The sequence below is a fragment of the Frigoribacterium sp. SL97 genome (genome assembly GCF_026625765.1).
Lineage (GTDB): Bacteria > Actinomycetota > Actinomycetes > Actinomycetales > Microbacteriaceae > Frigoribacterium.
The window spans coordinates 1,416,742-1,441,790 of the sequence record NZ_CP113062.1 but is presented as its reverse complement, the minus strand read 5'-3'; the positions used below and the strand labels follow the sequence as shown (position 1 = coordinate 1,441,790).

The following is a 25,049-nucleotide window of genomic DNA, read 5'->3' as shown; positions in this document are numbered from 1 at the left end:
TCGGTGGGTGTCGGCTCAGGCCACGTCACCGGGCGCGTCGCGCAGCCGCGCGGCGTTCATGCGGTCGAGCTGTGTGCCCTTGACGAGGCAGTAGGTCCAGATGGCCACGAACAGGGCGGCCACGACGAACATGACCGGATCGAGGAACCCACAGGCCACGAGACCCAGCTGGACGAGCCAGCCGAGGGCGACGCCCCACCGCCAGCGCAGGGTCTGCGAGATCAGCAGCGTCAGGACGATCGCGGCGAGGCCTGCGCCCCAGGCGACGCCGGCCGGCAGCAACTGCCGCCCGAAGACCACGAGGGTGACGAAGAACAGCGTCATGGCCTCGAGCACGAGGACGATCGAGAGCAGGCTCTCGGCCGCCCCACGACGTCGACGGGGGCGCGGCGCGCGCCCGCCGGCTCCGGCTCCGGCTCCGCCGGGAGGCGGTGGCGTCGTCACGAGAGCCCCTCGGGCTGCTGCGAGAGGGCGATGACGTCGCCGACCAGCGTGATCGACCCCGTCACGACGACGCCGCCGGGCTCGTCGCCCTCGACCTCGTCGGCCAGGTCGCGCGCCGTGCGCAGGGCCGCCACGAGGTCGGTCTCGACGACGACGCGGTCGGCACCCACGACGCCCACCGCGATGGCGGCGAGCTCGTCGGCGTCGATCGCCCGGTCGGACTTCGAGCTCGTCACGACGAACTGGGTGACCGTGGGCGCCAGGGCGCGGACGATGCCCGCGGCGTCCTTGTCGGCCAACACGCTGAGCACCGCGACGACGCCGCCGAACTGGAAGTAGTCGTCGAGGGCCTTGGCCAGGGCGCGGGCGCCGTGCGGGTTGTGCGCCGCGTCGACCAGGATCGTCGGCTCGTTGGCGACGATCTGCAGGCGGCCGGGCGACGTCGCACTCGCGAGTCCCTCGGCGAGCACCTCGTGGTCGAGCGGCTGCGACCCACCGCCGAGGAAGGACTCGACGGCCGCGACCGCGACGGCGGCGTTCTGGGCCTGGTGGTCACCGAACTGCGGCAGGAGCAGGTCGTCGTACCGGCCCGCGAGCCCGCGGATCGTGACGACCTGGCCGCCGACGGCGACGGTGGTGGACTCGACGCCGAAGGCGGTGCCCTCGACCGCGAGCGACCCCTCGCTCAACTCGACGGCGCGTTCGAGTTCGACCAGGGCCTCGGGGGTCTGCGACGCCGAGACCACGGCGGCCGTGGGCTTGACGATCCCGGCCTTGGTGCGGGCGATCTCGGCCACGGTCGAGCCGAGACGGTTCTGGTGGTCGAGGGCGATGGGGGTGAAGACGGCGACCTGGCCGTCGGCCACGTTCGTGCTGTCCCATTCGCCCCCCATGCCGACCTCCAGCACGACCACGTCGGCGGGAGCGTCGGCGAAGCAGGCGAAGGCGAGCACCGTCAGGGCCTCGAAGAAGGTCAGGGTGGGCTCCCCCGCCGCTTCGAGATCGGTGTCGACCATGGTCAGGTAGGGCTGGATGTCGTCCCAGTTGGCGACCAGGCGCTCGTCGCTGATCGGCTCGCCGTCGACCACGATGCGCTCGTTGAGGTGCACGAGGTGCGGGCTCGTCATGAGCCCGGTGCGCAGGCCGTGCGCCCGCAGGATGCTCTCGATCATCCGGCTGGTCGACGTCTTGCCGTTCGTGCCGGTGAGGTGGATCACCGGATAGGCCCGCTGCGGGTCGCCCAGCAGCTCGACGGCTCGCCGGGTCGGCTCGAGCCGCGGCTGCGGGGCCTGCTCGCCGATGCGTGCCAGCAGCTCGTCGTGGACGCGCTGCGCGCCGGCCGCGAACTCGCCTCCCTGCTCGTCGGCGGGATCGCCCTGACGGTCGTTCTTCTTCGGGGTCATGCGCGTCGTACCTCCACGACGACGGCCGAGCCGGAGCCCGATCCGACGACGGTCTTCTCGGGCCGCTCGCCGACGCCCTCCTGGACGTCGACGATCAGCTCGGTGGTCAGGGTCTCGCGGGAGATCAGCTCACGGTGGGCCTCGACGGCGGCCGCCGCGACGGCGTCGGTCGTGAGCGTCGTCACGATGCGGTCGGACACGTCGAGGTCGGCGGTCTTCCGGGCCTGCTGCACGGCACGCACGACGTCGCGGGCCAGGCCCTCGGCCTCGAGCTCGGGCGTGGTCGCGGTGTCGAGCAGCACGAAGCCGCCGTCGCCGACGAAGGCGAGAGCGCTCGACGCGTCGGCGACGGCCAGCTCGAGCGTGAATTCGCCGGCCAGCAACTCGACGCCGCCGACGACGACGTTCTCGCCCGCGGGCTGCCAGTCGCCCCTCTTCGCCGCCGGGATGACCTGTTGCACCTGCTTGCCGATGCGCGGACCGGCCGCCCGGGCGTTGACGGTGAGCTTGCGGGTGACGCCGTATTCTCCGAGGCTCTCCTCGGTCAGGCGGGTCACGACGACCTGCTTGACGTTGAGCTCGTCGCGCACGATGTCGGCGAACGCCTCGAGGCCCGCGGGGTCGGGCGTGACGACGGTCAGACGGGCCAACGGCAGGCGGACGCGCAGCCCCTGGGCCTTGCGCAGCGCCAGGCCGCTCGACGCGACCGCGCGAACGGCGTCCATCGCGGCCACGAGGGCGTCGTCGGCCGGGAACGCCGAGGCGTCGGGCCAGTCGGTCAGGTGCACCGAGCGACCCCCGGTGAGTCCCTTGTAGATCTCGTCCGCGACGAGGGGCGCGAGCGGGGCCGCGACCCGGGTGAGGGTCTCGAGCACCGTGAAGAGGGTGTCGAAGGCGTCGACGTCGTCGCCCGACCAGAACCGGTCACGCGAGCGTCGGACGTACCAGTTGGTCAGGACGTCGGCGAAGTCGCGCAGCGTCGCGGTGGCCCGCGGCGTGTCGAGGGCGTCGAGGGCCGCCCCGACGTCCGTGACCAGGAGGCGCGTCTTCGCCAGCAGGTAGCGGTCGAGGACGTCGCCCGAGTCGGTTCGCCACTGCGCGTCGTGACCGGGGGCGGCGTGACGACCCGCGCCTCCGGACGCCGCGTTGGCGTAGAGCGAGAAGAAGTACCAGGTGCTCCAGAGCGGCAGCAGGAACTGCCGGACGCCCTCGCGGATGCCCTCTTCGGTGACGACGAGGTTGCCGCCGCGGATCACCGAACTCGACATGAGGAACCAGCGCATGGCGTCGGCCCCGTCGCGGTCGAAGACCTCGCTGACGTCGGGGTAGTTGCGCAGGCTCTTCGACATCTTCTGACCGTCGGAGCCGAGCACGATGCCGTGGCTGACCACGTTCGAGAAGGCCGGGCGGTCGAACAACGCGGTGGAGAGCGTGTGCAGCGTGTAGAACCAGCCACGGGTCTGGCCGATGTACTCGACGATGAAGTCGGCAGGGCTGTGCTCGTCGAACCACTGCTGGTTCTCGAACGGGTAGTGCACCTGTGCGAACGGCATCGAGCCGCTGTCGAACCAGACGTCGAGGACGTCCTCGATGCGGCGCATCGTGCTCTGCCCGGTCGGGTCGTCGGGGTTCGGTCGGGTGAGCTCGTCGATGTAGGGGCGGTGCAGGTCGGGCTCGCCGTCGGCGTTGAGCGGCAGGCGGCCGAAGTCGGCCTCCATCTCGGCCAGCGAGCCGTAGACGTCGACGCGCGGGTAGGCGGGGTCGTCGCTCTTCCACACCGGGATCGGTGAACCCCAGTAGCGGTTGCGCGAGATCGACCAGTCGCGGGCGTTGCCGACCCACTTGCCGAACTGGCCGTCCTTGACGTTGTCGGGCACCCAGGTGATCTGCTGGTTCAGCTCGCCCATGCGGTCGCGGAACTCGGTGACGCGCACGAACCAGCTCGACACCGCCTTGTAGATCAGGGGGTTGCGGCAGCGCCAGCAGTGCGGGTAGCTGTGCTCGTAGCTGGCGAGGCGCACCAGGCGACCGTCGGCGCGGAGGCGCTGCACCAACGGCTTGTTGGCCTCGAAGACCTGGAGACCGGCGACCCCCAGCTCGTCGAACATCGGCAGGAAGCGCCCACCGTCGTCGACCGAGACGATCACGGGGATGCCCGCGGCGGCGCAGACCAGCTGGTCGTCCTCGCCGTAGGCCGGGGCCTGGTGCACGATGCCGGTGCCCTCGCCGGTGGCGACGTAGTCGGCGACCAGCACGCGCCAGGCGTTCTCGGTGCCCCAGGCCTCGGTGTCGGCGTAGACGTCCCAGATGCGGTCGTACTCGACGCCCTCGAGCTCGGCACCGGTGAAGGTCGCGGTGACGGCGGCCTGGGCGGACTCGGCGGACTCGTAGCCCAGGTCGCGCGCGTAGGCGCCGAGCGTGTCGGCCGCGAGCAGGAACACGCTGCCGGTCAACAGCTCTTGGTCGCCGGTGCGCTCGCCCGGCAGGAGGGCGTGGGGCACGGTGACGTAGTCGATGCCCGGCCCCACGGCCAGCGCCATGTTGGTCGGGAGGGTCCACGGGGTGGTCGTCCAGGCCAGCGCCTCGACGCCGGTCAGGCCGAGCGCCTCGGCCTTGGCGCCGACGAGGGGGAAGGCGACGGTGACCGTCTGGTCCTGACGGTTCTTGTAGACGTCGTCGTCCATGCGCAGTTCGTGGTTGGACAGGGGGGTCTGGTCGTGCCAGCAGTAGGGCAGCACACGGAAGCCCTCGTAGGCGAGTCCCTTGTCGTGCAACTGCTTGAAGGCCCAGACGACGCTCTCCATGTAGTCGACGTCGAGGGTCTTGTAGTCGTGGTCGAAGTCGACCCAGCGCGCCTGGCGGGTGACGTACCGCTGCCACTCGTCGGTGTACTGCAGCACCGATCGGCGGGCGGCGGCGTTGAACACGTCGATGCCCATGTCGTCGATCTCGTGCTTCTCGGTCAGCCCGAGCTGACGCATCGCCTCGAGCTCGGCGGGCAGGCCGTGGGTGTCCCAGCCGAAGCGGCGGTGCACCTGCTTGCCGCGCATGGTCTGGTACCGCGGGAAGACGTCCTTGGCGTAACCCGTCAGGAGGTGTCCGTAGTGCGGCAGGCCGTTGGCGAACGGCGGGCCGTCGTAGAAGACCCACTCGTCGCAACCCTCGCGTGCACGGATCGACTCGGCGAAGGTGTCGTCGCGCTTCCAGAAGGCGAGGACGCCGGTCTCGATCTCGGGGAATCGCGGGGAGGCGGGGACGCCGGTGGCGTCGGAACCCTTGGGGTAGGTCATCGGTTCTCCAGGTCGTGCGGTGGGTCGCCCCCGCTGCGCTGGCCGAGGGACCTTCTGACCACGAGGACGCCGTCCGGGTGCCTGACCCGGGTGGCGCGGTACCACCCCGCTTGCCGCCGTCGTCGTCCTCTCGGACGGCGACCGCGACCGCTCTGCTGCGGCTGTGACGGGCCTGCCCCGCCCGGTTCTACCGACGACCACCGGGCCTGGGCCCGCCGCTCGCTTTCTTCCGGGTGCTCCCCGGTGATGGCCGGATCGATGCGTGCTCGATCCTACCGTCAGAGCCGAGGAGGCGCGAGGCCGTCCCGAGGAGCAGGATCGAGGCCATGTCCTCCACCCCGTCCGACCCCCCGGTCAAGCCCGAGAGCACGGTCACCGTGATCGTGGCGTTCGTCGCCAACCTGCTGATCGCCGTCGCCAAGACGGTCGCCGCCTTCCTCACCGGCTCCGCGTCGATGGTGGCGGAGTCCGCGCACTCGTGGGCGGACACGGGCAACGAGATCTTCCTCTTCGTCGCCGACAAGCGGGGCGTCAAGCGACGGGACGACGCGCACCCCCTCGGCTACGGGAAGGAGACCTACGTCTGGTCGATGTTCGCCGCGTTCGGCCTGTTCACCGTCGGCGCCGTCGTGTCCATCCAGCACGGCATCTCCCAGCTGACCGCCGACGAGGAGGCCGAGAACTACCTGATCAACTACGTCGTGCTGGCCATCGCCTTCGTGCTCGAGGGCACGTCCTTCCTGCAGGCGTTCCGTCAGGCCCGCGGATCGGCGGCCGAACGGCAGGTGCCGACGCTGCGGCACGTGCTGCGCAGCTCGAACTCGACCCTGCGGGCGGTGTTCGCTGAGGACGCGGCGGCCCTGATCGGCCTGCTGATCGCCTTCCTCGGGATCTTCCTGCACCAGGTCACCGGCTCGGCGGTGTTCGACGCGATCGGGTCCATCGCCGTCGGCGTGCTCCTGGGGGTGGTCGCGTTGGTGCTGATCGACCGCAACCGGCGGTTCCTCGTCGGCGAGAGCCCCTCGGACGAGCTCGAGTCGACCGTGCTCGAACGTCTGCTCGCGCGCCCCGAGATCGAGCGGGTCACCTACCTGCACACCGAGTTCGTCGGTCCGGGTCGGTTCTACCTCGTCGCCGCCGTCGACATGACGGGCGACGACCGCGAAGAGCACGTCGCCGTCGCCCTGCGCCGCGTCGAGCGGCAGCTCGAGGACCACGACGCCGTCGAGGAGGCCGTGCTCACACTCTCGACGCCGGACGAGCCGAGCCTGACGCCACGGAGGGCGTCCGACCCGGCTCGTCGCTGACGGCCGCGCTGCGGTTCAGCCCCGGGAGGCGCGGCGCCGCGTGACGAGGACGGTCGCCGCCCCGAGCCCCACGAGGACCATGCCGGCGAGACCCGCCCACGGAGTCGTCTCGGAGGAGCCCGTGTAGGCGAGGTCGGAGCGGTGCGCCACGGGGACGACCCGTGCGGGCATCGGCACGGACGGTCGAGCCGCGGGGGGCACGGCGACGGACACCACGGCCGGCTCGGACGGAGCGGCGACGACGACCGGTGCGGCCAACGTGAAGTCGACGGTCACCGGTGCCGACAGCCGACTCCGCGAGGGCTGCTGGACTCCCCCCAGGCTCGGGTCGCCCGCGCCCGCGTACTGCTGGACCGTGGCACGCCACGAGCCGTACGGCAGGCCGTCGCCGATGGCCCACGTGCCGTCGGCACGCACGATCGGTGAGTCGTAGTCGCTGCCCCACCCGGTCTGCTCCGAGAGCGCCTCGTACGAGTAGTGCAGCCACGAGCCCGCTTGGCCGGTGCCCTCGAGCACGAACGAGCCGCCCCCCGGCCACGTGGTCGCGGGGGTTCGCAGCGTCTCCCCCTGCCGCGGCGACCCGATGGTGACGGCAGGAGAGGTCGGGACCTCCACCCGGAAGGACCGCGTCTCGGAACCGAGGACGAAACCGTCCGCGTTCGACACGACGACGGTCATCGACTGTTCGGGCGCTGCGTCCTGGGGCAGGTGCACGTACCGGACGGCCCGCGGACCGGCCACGTCCGCTTCGCCCCGGACCGACTGTCCCGCGGAGTCGAACACCTCGTACGAGAACCGGGCATCGGGTGCCTCGATCACGAGCTCGTAGCCCAGGGTCGCGTAGACCGCACCGTCCAGGGGGCTCGCGACCGTGAACCGTGCCGCCGGTGCAGCAGCACCCTCGGCCGCACTGGGGGCCGCCGCGGACGGCTGCGCCGACGGGGCCGTCGCGCCGTCGTCGGTCACCCCGGAGCCGTCCCCCGACTCGTCCGACGGGCCGGTCGTGGCGTCGGCCCCGGGCCCGACGGCGGGCGCGGCCGGCCCCGCCTCGTCGTCGATCTCGGGCGTCGGCGTCACCGCCGGCGCGTCCTCGACGTCCTCGAGCACGGCCGGGCCCCCGACCTCGGGCTCGACCTCGGACGCCGTCGCCGTCCGATCCAGCGGCGCAGGCTCGGCAGAAGCCGCCTGTCCGTTCAGCGCGATGCCCCCCAGGGCGATGACGATGGCCGTCGACAGCACGGTGGCGGTCGACACGGTCTTCTTCATGAGTGGTGTCCTCTTCAGTGAGTCAGGGTGGACCGGTCGCCCTGACCCACCCCGGGGCGACCGGTCGCCGTCCCGGTGATCCGGTCCGACGAGCACGACGTTAGCCACCGGGGGCGACGGATCCTCACGCCGTGACCAGGCCGTGACGAGAAGTCATCCGCAAGGTTGAGCCGTCCTCAATCCTCCGGCGCCGAGCGGGCTCACCCTCTCGTTCGGGGGGTGATTTGTGACGCATCCCGTGGTCGCTTTCAGCCGATTCCGCGCGCCCTCGGCTACCGTGATGCAGTGCAAGCAGTCATCAAGCTCATCAGAGAGCACCCTTCCGCGGCGAGGTTCCTCGTCGTCGGGGGCATCGGCTTCGTGATCACCATGGTGATCAACTACGGGCTCAAGCTGTTCGTCATCCCTCAGCACCCCGTCACCGCCCTCGCGTTGGGCATCATCGTCGCGACGGTCTTCTCGTACTGGATGAACAAGAAGTGGTCGTTCGACGACCGGGGCGAGCGTCACACCGCCCACGAGATGTTGCTCTTCGTCATCGTCAGCGTCATCGGGGTCGGCCTCAACTCCGCGCCGCTCTACCTCTCGCGCTACGGATTCGGCCTCGAGGTGCCGAACGTCTCGCGCACCACGCAAGAGATCGCCGACTTCGTCAGCGGGCCGATCATCGGCACCATGCTCGCCATGGTGTTCCGGTACTGGGCGATGAACAAGTGGGTCTTCCCGAAGCGCGCCGAGCTCGTGGACGTCCTCTCGCCGACGTCCCCGTCGACGTCACCGACGCCGACGGTCTAGGCCGAGCGCGCCTCCCGGGCGTCGAGTCCGTCCGCGACGGGGCCCACGGCCGCCGCGACCACCGGCCCGAGGGGGCCGCGCGACACCCCGGCACGCGCCCAGTTCGCGATGGCGGCCGCCGCCGCCGCGATCAACGTCAACCCGATCACCTGTGCCGCGAGATCCGACCGATCCCGCCCCGACCGCTCGGCCACGTACGATGCGACCGCCCCCTGCTGACGCACGAACCGGACCGCGGCCGAGGCGACGAGGTCGTCGCCGAGGGCCATCGCCTCGGACTGGGTCAGGGCCCAGGGCACGCGCTCGGGGTCGTGGGCCTCGGCGAGCGCGACGAGTGCGGCCTCGACCGCGCGGACCGGCGACAGCTCGGAGGAGGCGCGCAGGAGGTCGCCGAGATCGGCGAGGCTCTGGTCGAGGTCGAGCCAGAAGAGGTCGGACTTGGCCTCGAAGTAGTTGAAGAACGTGCCACGGCTGACGCCGGCCCGACGGGCGATGTCGTCGACGGTCGTCCCGGCGTAGCCGTTCTCGAGGAACAACTCGGCCGCGGCGTCCGCCAGCATCTCGGCGGACGAGCGGCGAGGTCGGCCGACCGGCCGCCGAGGGCGGGTGGCGTCTGGTCCATCTGACATGGCCACCATCATGCCGCTAGACTCGACGGCGCACTTGTTGCACCCGGTCCACGAATGCCGCCTCGTCTCGGCGTCGTCGGATCCCATCCGACGTCCCGTCACTCCCCCGGAGCCCCATGCGCAGCCGCCTGCCCGTCCTGATCGCCGCCACCGCCGTTGCGAGCCTCGTGCTCGCCGGCTGCACGAGCGGGGGCGACCCGGACACCTCGTCCACCCCGGTCGCCGGGGGGACGTTGACCTACGCCTCGGGCGACGCCGAGCCGACCTGCCTCGACCCCCACGTCGGCGGCAACTACCCGCAGGCACTCGTGTCGACGCAGTACCTCGAGTCGCTCGTCTCGAAGGACGCCAACGGCGACATCGTCCCGTGGCTGGCCGACTCGTGGCAAGAGGGCTCCGACGGCCTCAGCTGGACCTTCACGCTCAAGGACGGCGTCTCGTTCACCGACGGCACCCCCTTCGACGCCACCGCCGTGGCGGCCAACGTCGCCCATCTCCAGGACCCCGCGACGCTGTCGTCGACCGGGTACCTCGCCCTCGGGAAGGTCACCGGCGTCGAGGCGGTCGACGCGCGCACGGCACGCTTCGACCTGAGCGAGCCCGACAGCGCCCTGCTCGAGTCCCTCTCACAGCCCTGGCTCGCGATGGAGTCACCCGAGGCCCTGACCCGGAGCCAGGAGGTCAACTGCGAGTCACCGGTCGGCACCGGTCCGTTCGCGGTCGAGTCGTGGACCAAGCAGCAACAGGTCGTGCTCACCCGCAACGACGATTACAGCTCGCCGCCGGCCGATGCCGGGCACCAGGGGCCCGCCCACCTCGACGAGATCGTCTGGCGCTTCATCCCCGACTCGGCGTCCCGCTACGCCGCGCTGCAGGCCGGCCAGGTCGACGTGATCGACAACGCCCAGCCCGACACCCTCGTCGCCGCGGCGAAGGACGACTCGCTCGACGAGATCGACGCCCCGCGCCCCGGCGCCTCCAACCGCATCGAGCTCAACGCCGGCAAGGCGCCCTTCGACGACGCGAGCGTCCGCGAGGCGTTCATCCGCGGTGTCGACGTCGACTCGGGCATCGACTCGCTGTTCTTCGGCACGGCGAAGCGGTCGTACAGTCCACTGTCGAGCGTCGAGCCGCTGGCGTTCTCCGACGAGTCGCTCTTCGACGTCGACACCGACGCGGCGAACGACCTGCTCGACGAGGCCGGGTGGAGCACCCGCGACGCGGACGGGTACCGCACGAAGGACGGCGTGCGACTCGCCGCGGCCTTCCCCGTGAGCACGAACCAGTCGATCCCCGCCGAGCAGTCGCTGTTCGAGCAGGTCCAGGCCGGCGCGAAAGACCTGGGCTTCGACGTCACCCTCGAACCCCTCGACCTCTCGAGCTGGTACGGCGCCCTCGCGGCGAACGAGTACGACCTGGTGAGCGCGCCCTACACGAAGGTCGGCCCCGACGTGCTGCGCATCCTCTACGACAGCGACGGCATCACCCCCGCCCCGAGCGGCTACTTCGCCAACCTCTCGCAGACGAGCGACCCGGCTCTCGACGACCTGTTGACCCGCGCCTCCCGGACGAGCGACGCCGACGAGCGCGCCGACCTCTACCAGCAGGCCCAGCAGACCATCCTCGAGGGATGGCACGTCCTGCCGCTGTACGACCAGCAGAACCACTACCTGGTGCGCTCGGCCGTCCAGGGCGTCCGGGCCCTGCCGACGGTCCAGGCACCGACGATGTACGACGCCTACAAGACGAGCTGATCGAGTGCGTCCGGGGCGGTGGCGACGGGCGGGTCGGTGGCTCGTCGGCCGCCTGCTCGGCGCGGTCTTCGTGCTCTGGGCCGTCGCGACCCTGATCTTCTTCGCCATCCGGCTCGTCCCGGGCGACCCGGCCGAGGCGATCCTCGGCGGTCCGGGGTCGCAGGCCTCGGCCGAGGCCCTCGACTCCGTCCGTCGGCAGTACGGCCTGGACCAGCCGTTGTTCGTGCAGTACCTCGCGCAGCTCGGACGGCTCGCCACGGGCGACCTCGGGACGTCGTACTCGCTGCGGACCGACGTCGGCCGGTTGCTGCTCGACCAGTTGCCGGGCACGATCGGTCTCGCGCTCCTCGCCCTGGTGGTGGCCTGGTCGATCGCGATCGCGACGGCCTGGTGGGCGACCCTCGCCGGCCGGATCGCCTCCGCGGTGTCGTCGGGTCTCGAGGTCGTCGCCTCGGCCGTGCCGCACTTCTGGCTGGCGAGTCTGCTCATCCTCGTCTTCAGCACCCGGCTCGGGCTGCTGCCCCCGGTGAGCACGGGAACCCCCGCGGGACTCGTCCTGCCGGTCGTCACCCTGGCGATCCCCGTCGCCGGGTTCCTCGGGCAGGTCACCCGCGACTCGCTGCTCGACGCGGCGGCCACCCCGTTCGCCCTCTCGGCACGTGCCCGGGGCGAGGGCCCGTCGGGACTCTTCGTCCGCCACCTGCTCCGACACGCGGCGCTGCCCGGGCTCGCCCTGTCGGGCTGGGCCTTCGGCTCGTTGCTCAGCGGCGCCGTCGTGGTCGAGTCGGTCTTCGCCCGCCCGGGTCTCGGTCGCACCCTGCTCGGCGCGGTCACGCTGCGCGACATCCCGCTCGTGACCGGCGTCGCCCTGGTCTCCGCGCTCGCCTACGTCGTCGTGGTCGCGCTCGGCGACCTGGCCGAACGCGCGGTCGACCCGAGAGGACGCGCGGCATGACGGCGCTGCCCGACCTGCCCCGGGGTGCCGACCCGGCCCGCGCCTCCTCGTCCCGCACCCCCCGGCGGCGCCTGCCGCTCGGCCCGACCGAACTCGTGGCGGCCGCACTGCTCTCGCTGCTGGTCGTGATGGCGGTCGCACCGGGCCTGTTGGCCCCCGCCGACCCGCTCGCCGTATCGCCGACCGACGCGTTCGCCGGTCCGTCGCTCACGCACCCGTTCGGCACCGACGAGTCGGGGCGAGGCGTGTGGACCCGCGTCGTCCACGGAGCCGGTGCCTCGCTGACGATCGGCCTGGTCGCCACGATGATCGGGACGGGACTCGGCGTGGTCCTCGGCGTCCTGGCGGGCCTCGGCGGTCGCGGCCTCGTCGGCCGCGCGACCGACGCCGGCGTGAGCCGCGTCCTCGAGGTGCTCTTCGCCCTGCCCGGCCTCCTGCTGGCGCTCGTCGTCATCGCCTTCACCGGGCCGGGGGCCGTGCCGGCGACGATCGCCGTCGGCCTCGCGACCGCGCCGGGGTACGCGCGGATCGTCCGCAGCCAGGTGGCGGCCGTCCGCCGGTCGCCGATGGTCGAGGCCGCGACCGTGCTCGGCCGTCGCCCCGGGCTCGTCCTCGTGCGTCACGTGCTGCCGAACGCCCTCGCCCCCGTGGTCGTGCTCGCCACGCTGGGTCTCGGTCAGGCCGTGGTCTGGGCATCGTCGCTGAGCTACCTCGGGCTGGGGTCACCGCCCCCGGCACCCGAGTGGGGCGCGATGCTCTCGGCCGGGCGCACGTACCTCGCGGTCGCCTGGTGGATGACCGTCTTCCCGGGGCTCGCCGTCGTGGTGACCGCTGCCTCGGCCACGGTGCTGGGGCGAGGTCTCGCACGACGCGGACGAGGAGGACGGCGATGACCACGGACCCGCTGGCGACCGGTGCCGCTCCCCACGACCGGCACCGCGCCTCCTCGGACGACCTCGTCGTCGACAGCCTGCACGTCACCTTCGGTGGGGTGACGGCCGTCGACGACGTGTCGTTCTCGATGGGTCGCGGCGAGTGCGTGGCCCTGGTCGGCGAGTCCGGCTCGGGCAAGAGCGTGACCGCGCGGGCCCTGCTCGGGCTGACCGGTGGCACCGTGACGGCCGACGCCCTGCGACTCGGTGACGACGACCTGCTCACCCTGTCCGAACGGGGCTGGCGTCGGCTGCGGGGACCGCGCATCGGACTCGTGCTGCAGGACGCCCTGGTCTCGCTCGACCCCCTGCGCCCGGTCGGCCGCGAGATCGACGACGCCCTGCGACTGCACACCCGACTCTCGCCGGCCGCCCGCCGAGCCCGCGTGCGGGAGGCCCTCACCGAGGTCGGCATGCCCGACCCCGAGGTGCGCCGGGGCCTGCGGTCGGGCGAGCTGTCGGGCGGACTGCGGCAGCGGGCGCTCATCGCCGCGGCCCTCGCCCTGCGACCCGGCGTGATCGTCGCCGACGAGCCCACCACCGCCCTCGACGCCGAGGTGCAGCGTCTCGTCGTCGACCGACTCGCCGCCCTGCGCGACACGGGCACGGCCGTCCTCGCGATCAGTCACGACCTCGGGGTCGTCCGGCGCCTGGCCGACCGCGTGGTCGTGATGCGCGACGGGCACGTCGTCGAGCAGGGTGACACGGCGACCGTGCTCGACTCGCCGCAGGCCGACTACACGCGCATGCTCATCGCCGCCCTGCCGGGAGGGGCCCCGCGGGGTCGCCGCCTCTCCGCCCCCGCGAACTCCGACGGCCCGGACGCAGGAGGCGCGCCCGCGTCGACGACGCCGGTCGCCTCCGACGCGCCCGGCCCAGGAGGCGCTCCCGGCCCGTCGACGCCGGTCGCGGCGACGACGCCCCCGTCCGGCCCCGTCCTCGTGGCGACGGGCCTGCGCCGGGTCTTCCCGGGGCGCCGGGGGCCCGACCGGGTCGCCGTGGACGACGTCTCGCTCTCGCTCGGGGCCGGCGAGACGCCCGGCCTCGTCGGTGCGTCGGGTTCGGGCAAGACGACGACGGCCCGCCTGCTGCTCGGCCTCGACGACCCCGACGCCGGGACGGTCGACCTGCTCGGCACGTCCTGGGCCCCGGCCCGCGAGCGCGACCGTCGTCCCCGCCGCGGCGACCTCGGCGCCGTCTACCAGGACCCCGCGAGCTCGTTCGACCCCCGGTTCACGGTCGGCCGTCTGCTGGCCGACGCGCTGACGTCGGGCCGCAGCACGCGCCTCGGTCCCGTCGAGCCCGACGTCGTCGCCCTGCTGGCACGGGTCGGACTCGACGCCGACACGGTGACGCGGCGGCCCGACACCCTGTCGGGCGGACAGCGGCAGCGGGTGGCGATCGCCCGCGCCCTGGCCCCGAGGCCCCGCGTGATCGTCTGCGACGAGCCGGTCTCGGCCCTCGACGTCTCGGTCCAGGCCCAGGTGCTCGACCTCCTCGACGAGTTGCAGCGACAGGACGGGCTCGCCTACGTCTTCATCTCGCACGACCTGGACGTCGTCGAGCACATGTCCGATCGCGTCGCCGTGATGCACGAGGGCCGGGTCGTCGAGCAAGGCCGCACGGCCGACGTGTTCTCCGCCCCGCAGCACGCCCACACCCGCGCCCTGCTCGCCGCCCGACCCTAGCCTGCCCCTGCCCCGGGGCGAACGCGGCCCGGCCCGCCGGGGCGGGCAGCCGCCTCAGCCGCGGCGGGTGGCGTCGGCCTCGGCGGCCTTCGGGTCGACCACGTCGATGAGGCCGGACTGCGCCCACTCGAGCGCCCAGTCCGACTTCGCGACCTCGCTCGACTCGTCGGCGTAGGCCTCGACCAGCTCGCGCGCCTCGTCGTCGGTCGCGACCGAGGGGCCCGAGCCGAGCAGCGGCTCGTTGGCGGTCTCCTTCGTGAACCACACGGCGACGAGGCCGATGACGGCCGCGGCCATGAGGTAGAAGGCGGGGATGTCGTGGGCCCAGGAGAAGCCCTCGCCCTCGGCCCAGACGACCAACGCCTCGGTGGCCAGGGGCGTGGTGCCGCCGAAGAGCGAGACGGACACGTTGAACGCGATGGCGAGCGCGCCGTAGCGGATGATCGTCGGGAACAGCGCGGGCAGCGTCGACGGCATGGTCGACGTGAACGTGACGAGCACCAGGCCGAGCACCAGCAGGCCGACGAAGACGAGCGGCGTGCTCTCGGACTGCACGAGCTTGAGTGCCGGCCACGACAGCACGAGGAATCCGATGCAGCCGGCGAACAGCACCGGTCGACGGCCGAACCGGTCGCTCAGGCGCCCGCTGAACGTGATGACGATCATCATCAGCACCATCACGACGATGACGAGCAACAGCCCCGAGGTCGCACTGCGGCCCAGCGTGTTGGTGAGGTAGGTCGGCATGTACGACAGCAGCATGTAGTCGGTCACGTTGAAGACGAGCACCAGACCGATGCAGACGATCAACGCCCGCCAGTTCTCGGCGAAGAGCTTCACGAGCGGCACCTTCACGTGTTCGCGACCGGCGGCTTCTTCTTGCTGCTTCTGGAAGGCCGGCGTCTCTTCGAGCTTGAGGCGCAGGTAGAGCCCGATCAGGCCGAGCGGTCCGGCGATCAGGAACGGGATGCGCCAGCCCCAGGCGAGCAGCGCCTCCTCGCTCATGCCGAGCTGGAGGCCGGTGACCAGCGAGGCGCCGAGCACGTAGCCGGCGAGCGTGCCGAACTCGAGCCACGAGCCCATGAAGCCGCGGCGCTTGTCGGGCGAGTACTCGGCGATGAACGTGGCCGCGCCTCCGTACTCGCCGCCGGTCGAGAAGCCCTGCAGGAGGCGCGCCAACAGCAGCAGGACGGGCGCCCAGAGGCCGATGGTCGCGTACGACGGGATCAGGCCGATGGCGAGCGTCCCCGCTGCCATCAGGATCATCGTGAGGGCGAGCACCTTCTGGCGTCCGATGCGGTCGCCGAGCGGGCCGAAGAACGCGCCGCCGATCGGCCGCACGATGAACGCGGCGGTGAACGTGCCGAAGGTGAACAGGATGTTGAGCGCGTCGTTGCCCGGCGGGAAGAACACCTGGGCGATGGTCGTCGTGATGTAGGCGTAGACGCCGAAGTCGAACCACTCCATGGCGTTTCCGAGGGCTGCGGCGCTGACCGCGCGCTTGAGCAGACCCTCTTCGACGACGGTGACGTCGTCGGTGGTCAGGCTGCGGCGGGCGGGCTTCGTGCTGTCGTTCTTCTTGGCTGACATCGGGTGAGGCCTCCAGGTCGTCGGGCGGTGGCAGTCGACCCCAGCGTCGGCAAAAAACCCGTCGAGCCTAACAGAACCGCCATGTCAGTACCAGTGCAGGGTGTGCAGGCGTGCAGCCACCGCAGCGCGCAGGAGGCAGGGTGGCGGTCCACGAGGAGCCCTCGCGGGGGTGCGTACACTGGTCGGAGTCCCACAACCAGGCACCTCCCCACCGACACGGTGCCGTCCACAGAACCGGAGAAGACCATGCCGTCAGCGATGCCCGAGAAGCCCGCCCTCGAAGGACTCGAGGCCCGTTGGGGTCAGGTCTGGGAGGCCGACGGCACCTACCGCTTCGACCGCACCGACGCGACCCGCGCCTCCGTGTTCTCGGTCGACACCCCGCCGCCGACCGCCTCGGGCAGCCTGCACATCGGCCACGTGTTCAGCTACACGCACACCGACGTCAAGGCCCGGTTCGAGCGCATGCGCGGCAAGCGCGTGTTCTACCCGATGGGATGGGACGACAACGGCCTGCCGACCGAGCGTCGCGTGCAGAACTTCTACGGCGTGCGCTGCGACCCGTCGCTGCCCTACGACGCCGACTTCACCCCGCCCTTCGAGGGGGGCGACAACAAGTCGTCGAAGGCCGCCGACCAGGTGCCGATCTCGCGCCGCAACTTCATCGAGCTGTGCGAGCGGCTCACCGTCGAGGACGAGAAGCAGTTCGAGGACGTCTGGCGGAAGCTCGGCCTCTCGGTCGACTGGACCCAGAGCTACCGCACCATCGACGACGACTCGCAGGCCATCGCCCAGAAGGCGTTCCTCCGCAACCTGGCCCGCGGCGAGGCCTACCAGGCCGACGCCCCCACGCTCTGGGACGTCACGTTCCGCACGGCCGTGGCGCAGGCCGAGCTCGAGGACAAAGAGATGCCCGGGGCCTACCACAAGCTCGCGTTCCACCGCACCGACGGTCAGGGCGACGTGCTGATCGACACCACGCGGCCCGAGCTGCTGCCGGCCTGCGTGGCCCTCGTCGCGCACCCCGACGACGAGCGCTACCAGGCGCTGTTCGGCACGACCGTCCGGTCGCCGTTGTTCGACGTCGAGGTGCCGGTGGTGGCCCACCACCTCGCACAGCCCGACAAGGGATCGGGCATCGCCATGGTCTGCACCTTCGGCGACACCAACGACGTGGTCTGGTGGCGCGAGCTGCAGCTGCCGAACCGTGCCGTGATCGGCTTCGACGGCCGCTTCGTCAGCGAGGCCCCCGAGGCGATCACGTCCGAGGCGGGGCGCGCCTCCTATGCGCAGCTGGCCGGCAAGACGGTCTTCAGCGCCAAGCAGTCCGTGGTCGAGCAGTTGACCGCGTCGGGTGAGCTCGTGGGCGAGATCCGCAAGATCTCGCACCCGGTCAAGTTCTTCGAGAAGGGTGACAAGCCGCTCGAGATCGTGTCGACGCGTCAGTGGTACATCGTCAACGGCGCCCGAGACGAGCAGCTGAAGGGTTCGCTCCTCGAGCGCGGCGGTGAGGTGGCCTTCCACCCCGACTTCATGCGCGTCCGCTACGACAACTGGGTCAACGGCCTCAACGGCGACTGGCTGATCTCGCGCCAGCGCTTCTTCGGCGTGCCCATCCCGGTCTGGTACCCGCTCGACGGCGACGGCAACCCCGTCTTCGACCAGGTGATCGTTCCCACCGAGGCGCAGCTCCCCATCGACCCGGCGTCCCAGGCCGCCCCCGGATACGACGAGTCGCAGCGGGGCGTGCCCGGCGGATTCGTCGGCGAGGTCGACGTCATGGACACCTGGGCGACCTCGTCGCTCACCCCGCAGCTGGCCGGCGGGTGGGAGCGCGACCCCGAGCTGTTCGACCTCGTGTTCCCGTACGACGTGCGCCCCCAGGGGCAGGACATCATCCGCACCTGGCTCTTCTCGACGATGCTGCGGTCGCAGCTCGAGTCGGGCACCGTGCCGTGGAAGAACGCGTCGATCTCGGGCTTCATCGTCGACCCCGACCGCAAGAAGATGTCGAAGTCGAAGGGCAACGTGGTGACCCCGGCCGCCATGCTCGACGACCACGGCTCGGACTCGGTGCGCTACTGGGCGGCGTCGAGCCGCCTGGGCACCGACGCGGCGTTCGACCCCCAGAACCCCAAGCAGATCAAGATCGGTCGCCGTCTGGCGATCAAGGTGCTCAACGCCGCCAAGTTCGTGTACTCGTTCGAACTGCCGTCGGGTGAGTTCGAGATCACCCAGCCGCTCGACCGCGACCTCCTCGCATCGTTCGCCGCCGTGATCGAGACCGCGACCGAGGCGCTCGAGGGCTACGACCACGCCCGAGCGCTCGAGACGACCGAGAAGTTCTTCTGGACGTTCTGCGACGACTACCTCGAACTCGTGAAGGAGCGCGCCTACGGCGCCACCACGCCGGCCGAGCAGGCCTCGGCCGTGCTCGCGCTGCGCACGGTGCTCGAGGGCCTGCTGCGTCTGCTCGCGCCCTACCTGCCGTTCGCGACCGAAGAGGTCTGGTCCTGGACGCACGACGACTCGGTGCACCGGGCCGCGTGGCCGACGGTCGACGAGCTCGGACTCTCCGAGGGCGAGACCTCGTCCGGCCTCGTCGGGCTCGTCGGGCAGGCACTGATCTTCGTCCGGCGGGCGAAGTCGGACGCCAAGGCCTCGCAGAAGACCCCGGTGGCCTCGGCCGTCATCACGGGCCCCTCGGCCCAGCTCGACCTCGTGAAGCTCGCGGCGGGCGACCTCGCCGCGGTCGGCAAGATCGCCGAGCTGTCCTTCGCCGAGGGTGACGAGTTGGCGGTCGGCGACATCGTGTTCGCCGAGGTGCCGGCCGACGCCGGCGCGTCCGCCTCCGGTGCCGGCACTACGGCCGCTCCGGCCCCGACGGCGGGTGCCTGATGCAGCTCGGTACGCGGTGGAGCGTCGGAGGCGCGGCTCCGGCCGAGCTGCCCACCGCGGTCCTCGGGGCGGTCGCCCAGGTCGAGCGGGAACTGTCCGACCAGGGCGTCGACGCCACGTCGTGGCGCTGGACGCTGACCTGGCTCGAGCGTCGCCCCGTCGTCGAGCTCGACGACGGCACGGTCATCCGGGTCGACGCCGTCACCGGCGAGGCCCGCATCCACGAGCCCGTCGACGCCGAGGGCGACGACGACTGAACCGGCCCGTCCTCGGAGCCACGACGTGCCGCTCACCTCTCGAGGTGAGCGGCACGTCGCGTCCACCGGGGACGTCGTGAGCCGTCAGGCGCGGGCGAGCAGCTCGCCGTGCGGCATGATCAACCAGCCGTCGGGGGCGTCACGCCAGGAGCGCCAGGCGTCGGCGATCGCGTGCAGTTCGTCGTGCGTGGCGGCGTCCTTCTCGATCGCGTCGGCGTAGAACGCCGACTCCGTCGCGCGGGCCGCCCAGCTGTCGCCCCACCACGTGCGGTCCTCGTCGGACGCGAAGCACCACACGGAGGCGCTGCTCGCCACGTCGACGAAGCCCGCCTCGAGCGCCCACCCCTTGAGGCGCCTCCCGGCGTCGGGTTCACCGCCGTTGCCCCGGTGCACGGTCTGGTAGACGTCCATCCACCGGTCGAGACCCGGGTTCTCGGGTGCCCAGACGCAGCCGTGGTAGTCGACGTCGCGGACGGCGACGACTCCCCCGGGCCGCGCCACCCGGCGCATCTCGCGCAGGGCGGCGACCGGGTCGCCGACGTGCTGCAAGACCTGGTGCGCGTGCACCACGTCGAAGGCGTCGTCGTCGAACGGCAGGGCGAACAGGTCGGCGGTCTCGAAGTGGACGTTGTGGAGCCCGGCCCCGACCGCGAGCGACGTCGCCTGCTCGACGATGCCGGCGGCGGCGTCGATGCCGATCACGCGACCGGGCGCGACGCGGCCGGCGATGTCGACGGTGATGGTCCCCGGCCCCGACCCGACGTCGAGGACGCTGACCCCGGGCACGAGGTGCGGCTCGAGGTACGCGGCGGAGTTCTCGACCGTCCGCCACGCGTGGCTCCGTAGCACGCTCTCGTGGTGGCCATGGGTGTACCGGGCGGGCGTCTCGGGGCGTTCGCTCATGCGGCGACCCTAGCGCGCCTCCTAGTGTGGGCTGATGACGAACCCGTTCCTCTCCCCCAGCACGCTGCCGTACTCCCTGCCGCCGTTCGCGAGCATCACCGACGACGACTACGGCCCCGCGTTCGACGCCGGGTTCGCCGAACAGCTGGCCGAGGTCGAGGCGATCGCGACCGACCCGGCCGAGCCGACCTTCGAGAACACGGTCGCCGCCCTCGAACGCAGCGGCGCCATCCTCACCCGTGTCCAGCACGTCTTCTTCAACAAGACCTCGTCGGACTCGACCGAGGCCACCGACGCCCTCGAACTCGAACTCGCCCCGCGGCTCGCGGCGCACGCCGACGCGATCCGACTCGACCCGCGGCTCTTCGCCCGTCTCCGCAGCGTGCACGAGCGCCGCGACGCCCTCGACCTGACCGCCGAGCAGCGCTACCTCGTCGAGCGGCTCGTCGCCGAGGCCACCCGCTCGGGAGCCGCCCTCGCCGACGACGACAAGGTCCGCCTCCGCGACCTCAACGGCCGGCTCTCCACCCTGTCCACGAGGTTCGAGAAGAACCTGCTGGCCGACACGAACGACCTCGCCGTCGTGGTCGACGACGTCGCCGAACTCGACGGACTCGACGCCGGGGCGATCGCGGCCGCCGCCGAGGCGGCCCGAGAGCGAGGGCTCGAGGGCCGCTACGTCATCACGCTCGTCCTCTTCAGCGGGCACCCCTACCTGGCGAGCCTGACCGACGAGGGACTCCGCGATCGGATCATGCAGGCGTCGCTCTCGCGTGGACGGCGCGGAGGCGACCACGACAACCGCGAACTCGTCCTCGAGATCGCCCGGCTGCGCGCCGAGCGGGCCGAACTGCTCGGCTTTGCGTCGCACGCCGCCTACGTCACGGCGGGCGAGACCGCGGGCACCCCCGGGGCGGTGGCCGACCTGCTCGGGCGACTGGCGCCTCCTGCCGCCCGGAACGCCCGCGCCGAGCAGGCCGAACTCGAGCGCGTCGCCGGCCGGACGATCCGGGCCTCGGACTGGGCCTTCTACACCGAACGGGTGCGCGCCGAGGAGCACGACGTCGACACGGCCGCGATGCGCCCGTACTTCGAGGCCGAGCGCGTGCTGCAGGACGGCGTCTTCTTCGCCGCGGGGCTGCTCTACGGCCTGCGGTTCGCCGAACGCGCCGACCTGACGGGCTACCACCCCGACGCGCGGGTCTTCGAGGTGACCGACGCCGACGGCGGCGACGTCGGCCTCTACGTCCTCGACCTCTACACGCGCGACAGCAAGCGCGGCGGCGCCTGGATGAACCCGCTCGTCTCGCAGTCGTCGCTCACCGGGCTGCCCACCGTCGTGGTGAACAACCTCAACGTCCCGAAGCCGCCGGCCGACCAGCCGACCCTCCTCACGCTCGACGAGGTGACCACGTTCTTCCACGAGTTCGGGCATGCCCTGCACGGTCTCGTCGCCCGGGTGACCTACCCGAGCTTCTCGGGCACCAACGTCTTCCGCGACTTCGTCGAGTTCCCCAGCCAGGTGAACGAGATGTGGATGCTCTGGCCGGAGGTGCTCGCGAACTACGCCGTTCACCACGAGACCGGCGACCGGCTGCCGCAACGACTGGTGGACGCCCTCCTCGCCTCCCAGGGCTTCAACCAGGGTTTCGAGACGAGCGAGTACCTCGCGGCGGCCCTGCTCGACCAGGCCTGGCACGCCCTCTCGTCGGCCGAGGCCGCGGCGGTCACCGACGTCGAGGCGTTCGAGCAGGAGGCGCTGGCCGCGGTCGGCCTCGACCTCGCGTCGGTCCCCACCCGCTACTCGAGCACGTACTTCGCGCACACCTTCTCGGGGGGCTACGACGCCGGCTACTACTCGTACATCTGGAGCGAGGTGCTCGACGCCGACACGGTCGAGTGGTTCGAGCAGAACGGCGGGCTGACCCGCGAGAACGGCGACCGGTTCCGCGCACGCCTGCTGGGCGTCGGCGGCTCGAAGGACCCCCTCGAGGCCTACCGCGACTTCCGCGGGCGGGACGCCCGGGTCGAGCCGCTGCTCGCGCGGCGCGGCCTCGCCTGACACGAGAACGCCCCGGCCGAACCGGCCGGGGCGTTCTGACGTCGCTGCTAGGCGGACTTCTCGGTGCGCTGCTCGACGAGGCGCGGCACGATCGTGGGCGCGGCGTTCTCGAGCACCGACGCCCGCGTGATGACGACGCGCCCGACGGTGTCGTCGGACGGGACGTCGAACATGATCGGCCCGAGCACCTCTTCGAGGATGGCGCGGAGACCACGGGCACCGGTCTGGCGCAGGACGGCCAGGTCGGCGATCGCCTCGAGGGCGCCGCGATCGAACTCGAGCTCGACCCCGTCGATCTCGAACATGCGCTGGTACTGCCGCACGAGGGCGTTCTTGGGCTCGGTGAGGATCTGCATCAAGGCCGGCTGGTCGAGCTGCGTCACCGTGGTCACCACGGGCAGACGGCCGATGAACTCGGGGATCAGACCGAACTTGTGCAGGTCTTCGGGCAGGACCTCGCTGAAGAGGGCCGCCTCGTCCTCTTTGCTGTGCAGCGGGGCGCCGAAGCCGATGCCGCGCTTGCCGGCGCGGTTCGAGATGATGTCCTCGAGTCCGGCGAACGCCCCGGCGACGATGAACAGCACATTGGTCGTGTCGACCTGGATGAATTCTTGGTGGGGGTGCTTGCGGCCACCCTGCGGCGGCACCGAGGCCACGGTGCCCTCGAGGATCTTGAGGAGTGCCTGTTGCACGCCCTCGCCCGAGACGTCTCGCGTGATGGACGGGTTCTCGGCCTTGCGGGCGATCTTGTCGATCTCGTCGATGTAGATGATCCCGGTCTCGGCCCGCTTGACGTCGTAGTCCGCAGCCTGGATCAGCTTCAGCAGGATGTTCTCGACGTCTTCGCCGACGTAACCCGCCTCGGTCAGGGCCGTGGCGTCGGCGACGGCGAACGGCACGTTGAGTCGCTTGGCGAGGGTCTGGGCCAGGTAGGTCTTGCCGCAGCCGGTCGGGCCGATCAAGAGGATGTTCGACTTCGAGATCTCGACCTCGTCGGCCAGCGACTCGGCGGCCGTGAGGGTGGAGGCGGCACGGATCCGCTTGTAGTGGTTGTAGACGGCCACGGACAGCGCACGCTTCGCCGCGTCCTGACCGATCACGTACTCTTCGAGGAACGAGTAGATCTCGCGGGGCTTGGGCAGGTCGAACTCGCTCGCGGGTTCGTCGCCGGCCTCGGCGAGGCGCTCTTCGATGATCTCGTTGCAGAGCTCGACGCATTCGTCGCAGATGTAGACGCCGGGACCGGCGATCAGCTGCTGGACCTGCTTCTGGCTCTTGCCGCAGAACGAGCATTTGAGCAGATCGGCACTCTCACCTATGCGCGCCATGCTCGGCCTCCCTGATTGGCTGAGGTCATCGACCGGGACCGGTCGTCGTGTGGGACGAGCCTAACCCGATCCGCCGACACTCACGGACCGACCCGGGGGGTTCGAGCACATCCGCGGTGGTGGCGGACGGACGCCGGGGCGTCCCTCCGCCCGTCGACACGACGACGGCCCCGGGCGGGTGCCCGGGGCCGTCGTCGTCGTGCCGTGATCAGCGCGTGAGCGCCGCCGGCTGGTTCTTGCGCGAACCGAGGACCTGGTCGACGAGACCGTAGTCGAGGGCCTCCTGCGCACCGAGGATGTTGTCGCGCTCGATGTCGCGGTTCACCTGCTCGGGCGTCTTGTTCGAGTGCTTCGACAGGGTCTCTTCGAGCCAGGTGCGCATGCGGAGCACCTCGGCGGCCTGGATCTCGATGTCCGAGGCCTGGCCGCCGCTGCTGCCACCGGTCGCGGGCTGGTGGATCAGCACGCGGGCGTTGGGCAGGGCGAGACGCTTGCCGGGCTGACCCGCGGCGAGCAGGACGGCCGCGGCCGAGGCGGCCTGACCGAGGCAGACCGTCTGGATCTCGGGACGGATGTACTGCATCGTGTCGTAGATGGCCGTCATGGCCGTGAACGAGCCACCGGGCGAGTTGATGTACAGCGTGATGTCGCGGTCGGGGTCCATGCTCTCGAGCACGAGCAGCTGGGCCATGATGTCGTCGGCCGAGGCGTCGTCGACCTGCACGCCGAGGAAGACGATGCGGTCTTCGAACAGCTTCGCGTACGGGTCCTGACGCTTGTAGCCGTAGGCCGTCCGCTCTTCGAAGCTGGGCAGGATGTACCGGGAGCTGGGGGTCTGCACTCGACCCGCGCCACCCATCATCGGGAGTTCCATGAGTTCTTCTCTTTCTCGTTCTGACGAAGGGGCGGAGGGCCTAGGCCTGGTCGGTGCCGGCGCCGCCGACGACGTCGGTGGCCGAGCCGCGGATGTGGTCGACGAAGCCGTACTCGAGGGCCTCCTCGGCGGTGAACCAGCGGTCGCGGTCGCCGTCTTCGTTGATCTGCTCGACGGTCTTGCCCGTCTGTGCGGCCGTGATCTCGGCCAGTCGACGCTTCATCGAGAGGATGAGCTGCGCCTGCGTCTGGATGTCCGACGAGGTGCCGCCGAACCCGCCGTGCGGCTGGTGCAGCAGGACACGCGCGTTCGGCGTGATGTAGCGCTTGCCCTTGGTGCCGGCCGTCAGGAGCAGCTGGCCCATCGAGGCGGCCATGCCGATGCCGACGGTGACGATGTCGTTCGGAACGAACTCCATGGCGTCGTAGATCGCCATGCCCGCCGTGATCGACCCGCCGGGCGAGTTGATGTAGAGGTAGATGTCCTTCTCGCTGTCTTCCGCAGCGAGCAGCAGCAGTTTCGCGGCGATCTCGTTGGCGTTCTCGTCGCGGACCTCAGAGCCGAGCCAGATGATCCGGTCTTTGAGCAGTCGGTCAAAAACACTGTTGGGCAGTGTCACGTCGGCCATGGTGGAGCTCCCATTCGTTGTCGCTTGTCGTCGAATCTATCGGAGC

Annotated in this window: 19 protein-coding genes; 9 read left to right on the top strand and 10 right to left on the bottom strand. The window is 71.2% G+C overall.

Going from position 1 to position 25,049, the window contains the following annotated elements; translation table 11 throughout:
* Positions 1-15: 15 nt before the first annotated feature.
* Genes OVA02_RS06905 through ileS form a run of 3 tightly spaced genes read right to left on the bottom strand, consistent with a single transcriptional unit; the run spans position 16 to position 5,137 of the window.
* Complete coding sequence (locus tag OVA02_RS06905) at positions 16-444, bottom strand: DUF4233 domain-containing protein (protein WP_267659500.1); 429 nt, start codon at positions 442-444, stop codon at positions 16-18.
* Positions 441-1,847 carry a bifunctional folylpolyglutamate synthase/dihydrofolate synthase gene (locus OVA02_RS06900; protein WP_267659499.1) on the bottom strand — a complete coding sequence of 469 codons (1,407 nt, stop codon included), beginning with the start codon at positions 1,845-1,847 and terminating at the stop codon, positions 441-443. Before OVA02_RS06900 ends, OVA02_RS06905 begins: the two co-directional genes overlap by 4 nt.
* Positions 1,844-5,137: an isoleucine--tRNA ligase gene (ileS, locus tag OVA02_RS06895; protein WP_267659498.1), complete on the bottom strand. Its 3,294-nt coding sequence runs from the start codon at positions 5,135-5,137 to the stop codon at positions 1,844-1,846. The genes OVA02_RS06900 and ileS overlap by 4 nt, the downstream gene beginning before the upstream one ends.
* Positions 5,138-5,463: 326 nt before the next feature.
* Here ileS and OVA02_RS06890 point away from each other — a divergent pair, with 326 nt between their 5' ends.
* Positions 5,464-6,444: a cation diffusion facilitator family transporter gene (locus tag OVA02_RS06890; protein ID WP_267659497.1), complete on the top strand. Its 981-nt coding sequence runs from the start codon at positions 5,464-5,466 to the stop codon at positions 6,442-6,444.
* Between the two features lie 15 nt (positions 6,445-6,459).
* Here OVA02_RS06890 and OVA02_RS06885 read toward each other — a convergent pair whose 3' ends face one another.
* Positions 6,460-7,710, bottom strand: coding sequence for an LAETG motif-containing sortase-dependent surface protein (locus OVA02_RS06885; protein WP_056048345.1), 1,251 nt, complete (start codon positions 7,708-7,710; stop codon positions 6,460-6,462).
* A gap of 285 nt (positions 7,711-7,995) precedes the next feature.
* Between OVA02_RS06885 and OVA02_RS06880 the strand changes: the two genes are divergently transcribed.
* A complete protein-coding gene (locus OVA02_RS06880) occupies positions 7,996-8,505 on the top strand; it encodes a GtrA family protein (protein WP_056048350.1) in 510 nt (169 codons plus the stop codon).
* On the opposite strand, the gene OVA02_RS06875 is transcribed toward OVA02_RS06880, so the two are convergent.
* Positions 8,502-9,134 (bottom strand): TetR/AcrR family transcriptional regulator, encoded by a 633-nt coding sequence (locus OVA02_RS06875; RefSeq protein ID WP_267659496.1) that lies wholly within the window; start codon positions 9,132-9,134, stop codon positions 8,502-8,504. The two genes, OVA02_RS06880 and OVA02_RS06875, sit on opposite strands and share 4 nt — an antisense overlap.
* Positions 9,135-9,250: 116 nt before the next feature.
* On the opposite strand from OVA02_RS06875, the gene OVA02_RS06870 reads away from it, so the two are divergent.
* From OVA02_RS06870 to OVA02_RS06855, 4 genes are read left to right on the top strand one after another with little or no spacing between them, the layout of a single operon-like run.
* A complete protein-coding gene (locus OVA02_RS06870; protein ID WP_267659495.1) occupies positions 9,251-10,888 on the top strand; it encodes an ABC transporter substrate-binding protein in 1,638 nt (545 codons plus the stop codon).
* Positions 10,889-10,892: 4 nt separating this feature from the next.
* A complete protein-coding gene (locus OVA02_RS06865) occupies positions 10,893-11,843 on the top strand; it encodes an ABC transporter permease (protein ID WP_267659494.1) in 951 nt (316 codons plus the stop codon).
* On the top strand, positions 11,840-12,736 hold the full coding sequence (locus OVA02_RS06860; RefSeq protein WP_420709639.1) for an ABC transporter permease: 897 nt from the start codon (positions 11,840-11,842) through the stop codon (positions 12,734-12,736). Before OVA02_RS06865 ends, OVA02_RS06860 begins: the two co-directional genes overlap by 4 nt.
* Entirely contained in the window at positions 12,733-14,463 is a 1,731-nt protein-coding gene (locus OVA02_RS06855) for a dipeptide ABC transporter ATP-binding protein (protein WP_267659493.1), read from the top strand. Before OVA02_RS06860 ends, OVA02_RS06855 begins: the two co-directional genes overlap by 4 nt.
* A 54-nt stretch (positions 14,464-14,517) precedes the next feature.
* Here OVA02_RS06855 and proP read toward each other — a convergent pair whose 3' ends face one another.
* Positions 14,518-16,053, bottom strand: a complete 1,536-nt coding sequence (proP, locus tag OVA02_RS06850; RefSeq protein WP_267659492.1) for a glycine betaine/L-proline transporter ProP — start codon at positions 16,051-16,053, stop codon at positions 14,518-14,520.
* A 258-nt stretch (positions 16,054-16,311) separates the two neighbouring features.
* On the opposite strand from proP, the gene valS reads away from it, so the two are divergent.
* Complete coding sequence (gene valS / locus OVA02_RS06845) at positions 16,312-18,951, top strand: valine--tRNA ligase (RefSeq protein ID WP_173152515.1); 2,640 nt, start codon at positions 16,312-16,314, stop codon at positions 18,949-18,951.
* Positions 18,951-19,208 carry a hypothetical protein gene (locus OVA02_RS06840; RefSeq protein WP_267659491.1) on the top strand — a complete coding sequence of 86 codons (258 nt, stop codon included), beginning with the start codon at positions 18,951-18,953 and terminating at the stop codon, positions 19,206-19,208. The genes valS and OVA02_RS06840 overlap by 1 nt, the downstream gene beginning before the upstream one ends.
* Positions 19,209-19,292: 84 nt before the next feature.
* On the opposite strand, the gene OVA02_RS06835 is transcribed toward OVA02_RS06840, so the two are convergent.
* Entirely contained in the window at positions 19,293-20,111 is an 819-nt protein-coding gene (locus OVA02_RS06835) for a methyltransferase domain-containing protein (protein WP_159826923.1), read from the bottom strand.
* A 34-nt stretch (positions 20,112-20,145) separates the two neighbouring features.
* Between OVA02_RS06835 and OVA02_RS06830 the strand changes: the two genes are divergently transcribed.
* A complete protein-coding gene (locus OVA02_RS06830; RefSeq protein ID WP_267659490.1) occupies positions 20,146-22,173 on the top strand; it encodes a M3 family metallopeptidase in 2,028 nt (675 codons plus the stop codon).
* A gap of 47 nt (positions 22,174-22,220) precedes the next feature.
* Here the strand turns inward: OVA02_RS06830 and clpX are convergent, their stop codons facing one another.
* The 3 genes from clpX to OVA02_RS06815 all read right to left on the bottom strand — a co-directional run bounded on the left by clpX (position 22,221) and on the right by OVA02_RS06815 (position 25,003).
* Positions 22,221-23,501, bottom strand: a complete 1,281-nt coding sequence (clpX, locus tag OVA02_RS06825; protein ID WP_043597039.1) for an ATP-dependent Clp protease ATP-binding subunit ClpX — start codon at positions 23,499-23,501, stop codon at positions 22,221-22,223.
* Between the two features lie 208 nt (positions 23,502-23,709).
* A complete protein-coding gene (locus OVA02_RS06820) occupies positions 23,710-24,375 on the bottom strand; it encodes an ATP-dependent Clp protease proteolytic subunit (RefSeq protein ID WP_056048376.1) in 666 nt (221 codons plus the stop codon).
* A 40-nt stretch (positions 24,376-24,415) separates the two neighbouring features.
* A complete protein-coding gene (locus tag OVA02_RS06815; protein ID WP_043597035.1) occupies positions 24,416-25,003 on the bottom strand; it encodes an ATP-dependent Clp protease proteolytic subunit in 588 nt (195 codons plus the stop codon).
* Positions 25,004-25,049: the final 46 nt, after the last annotated feature.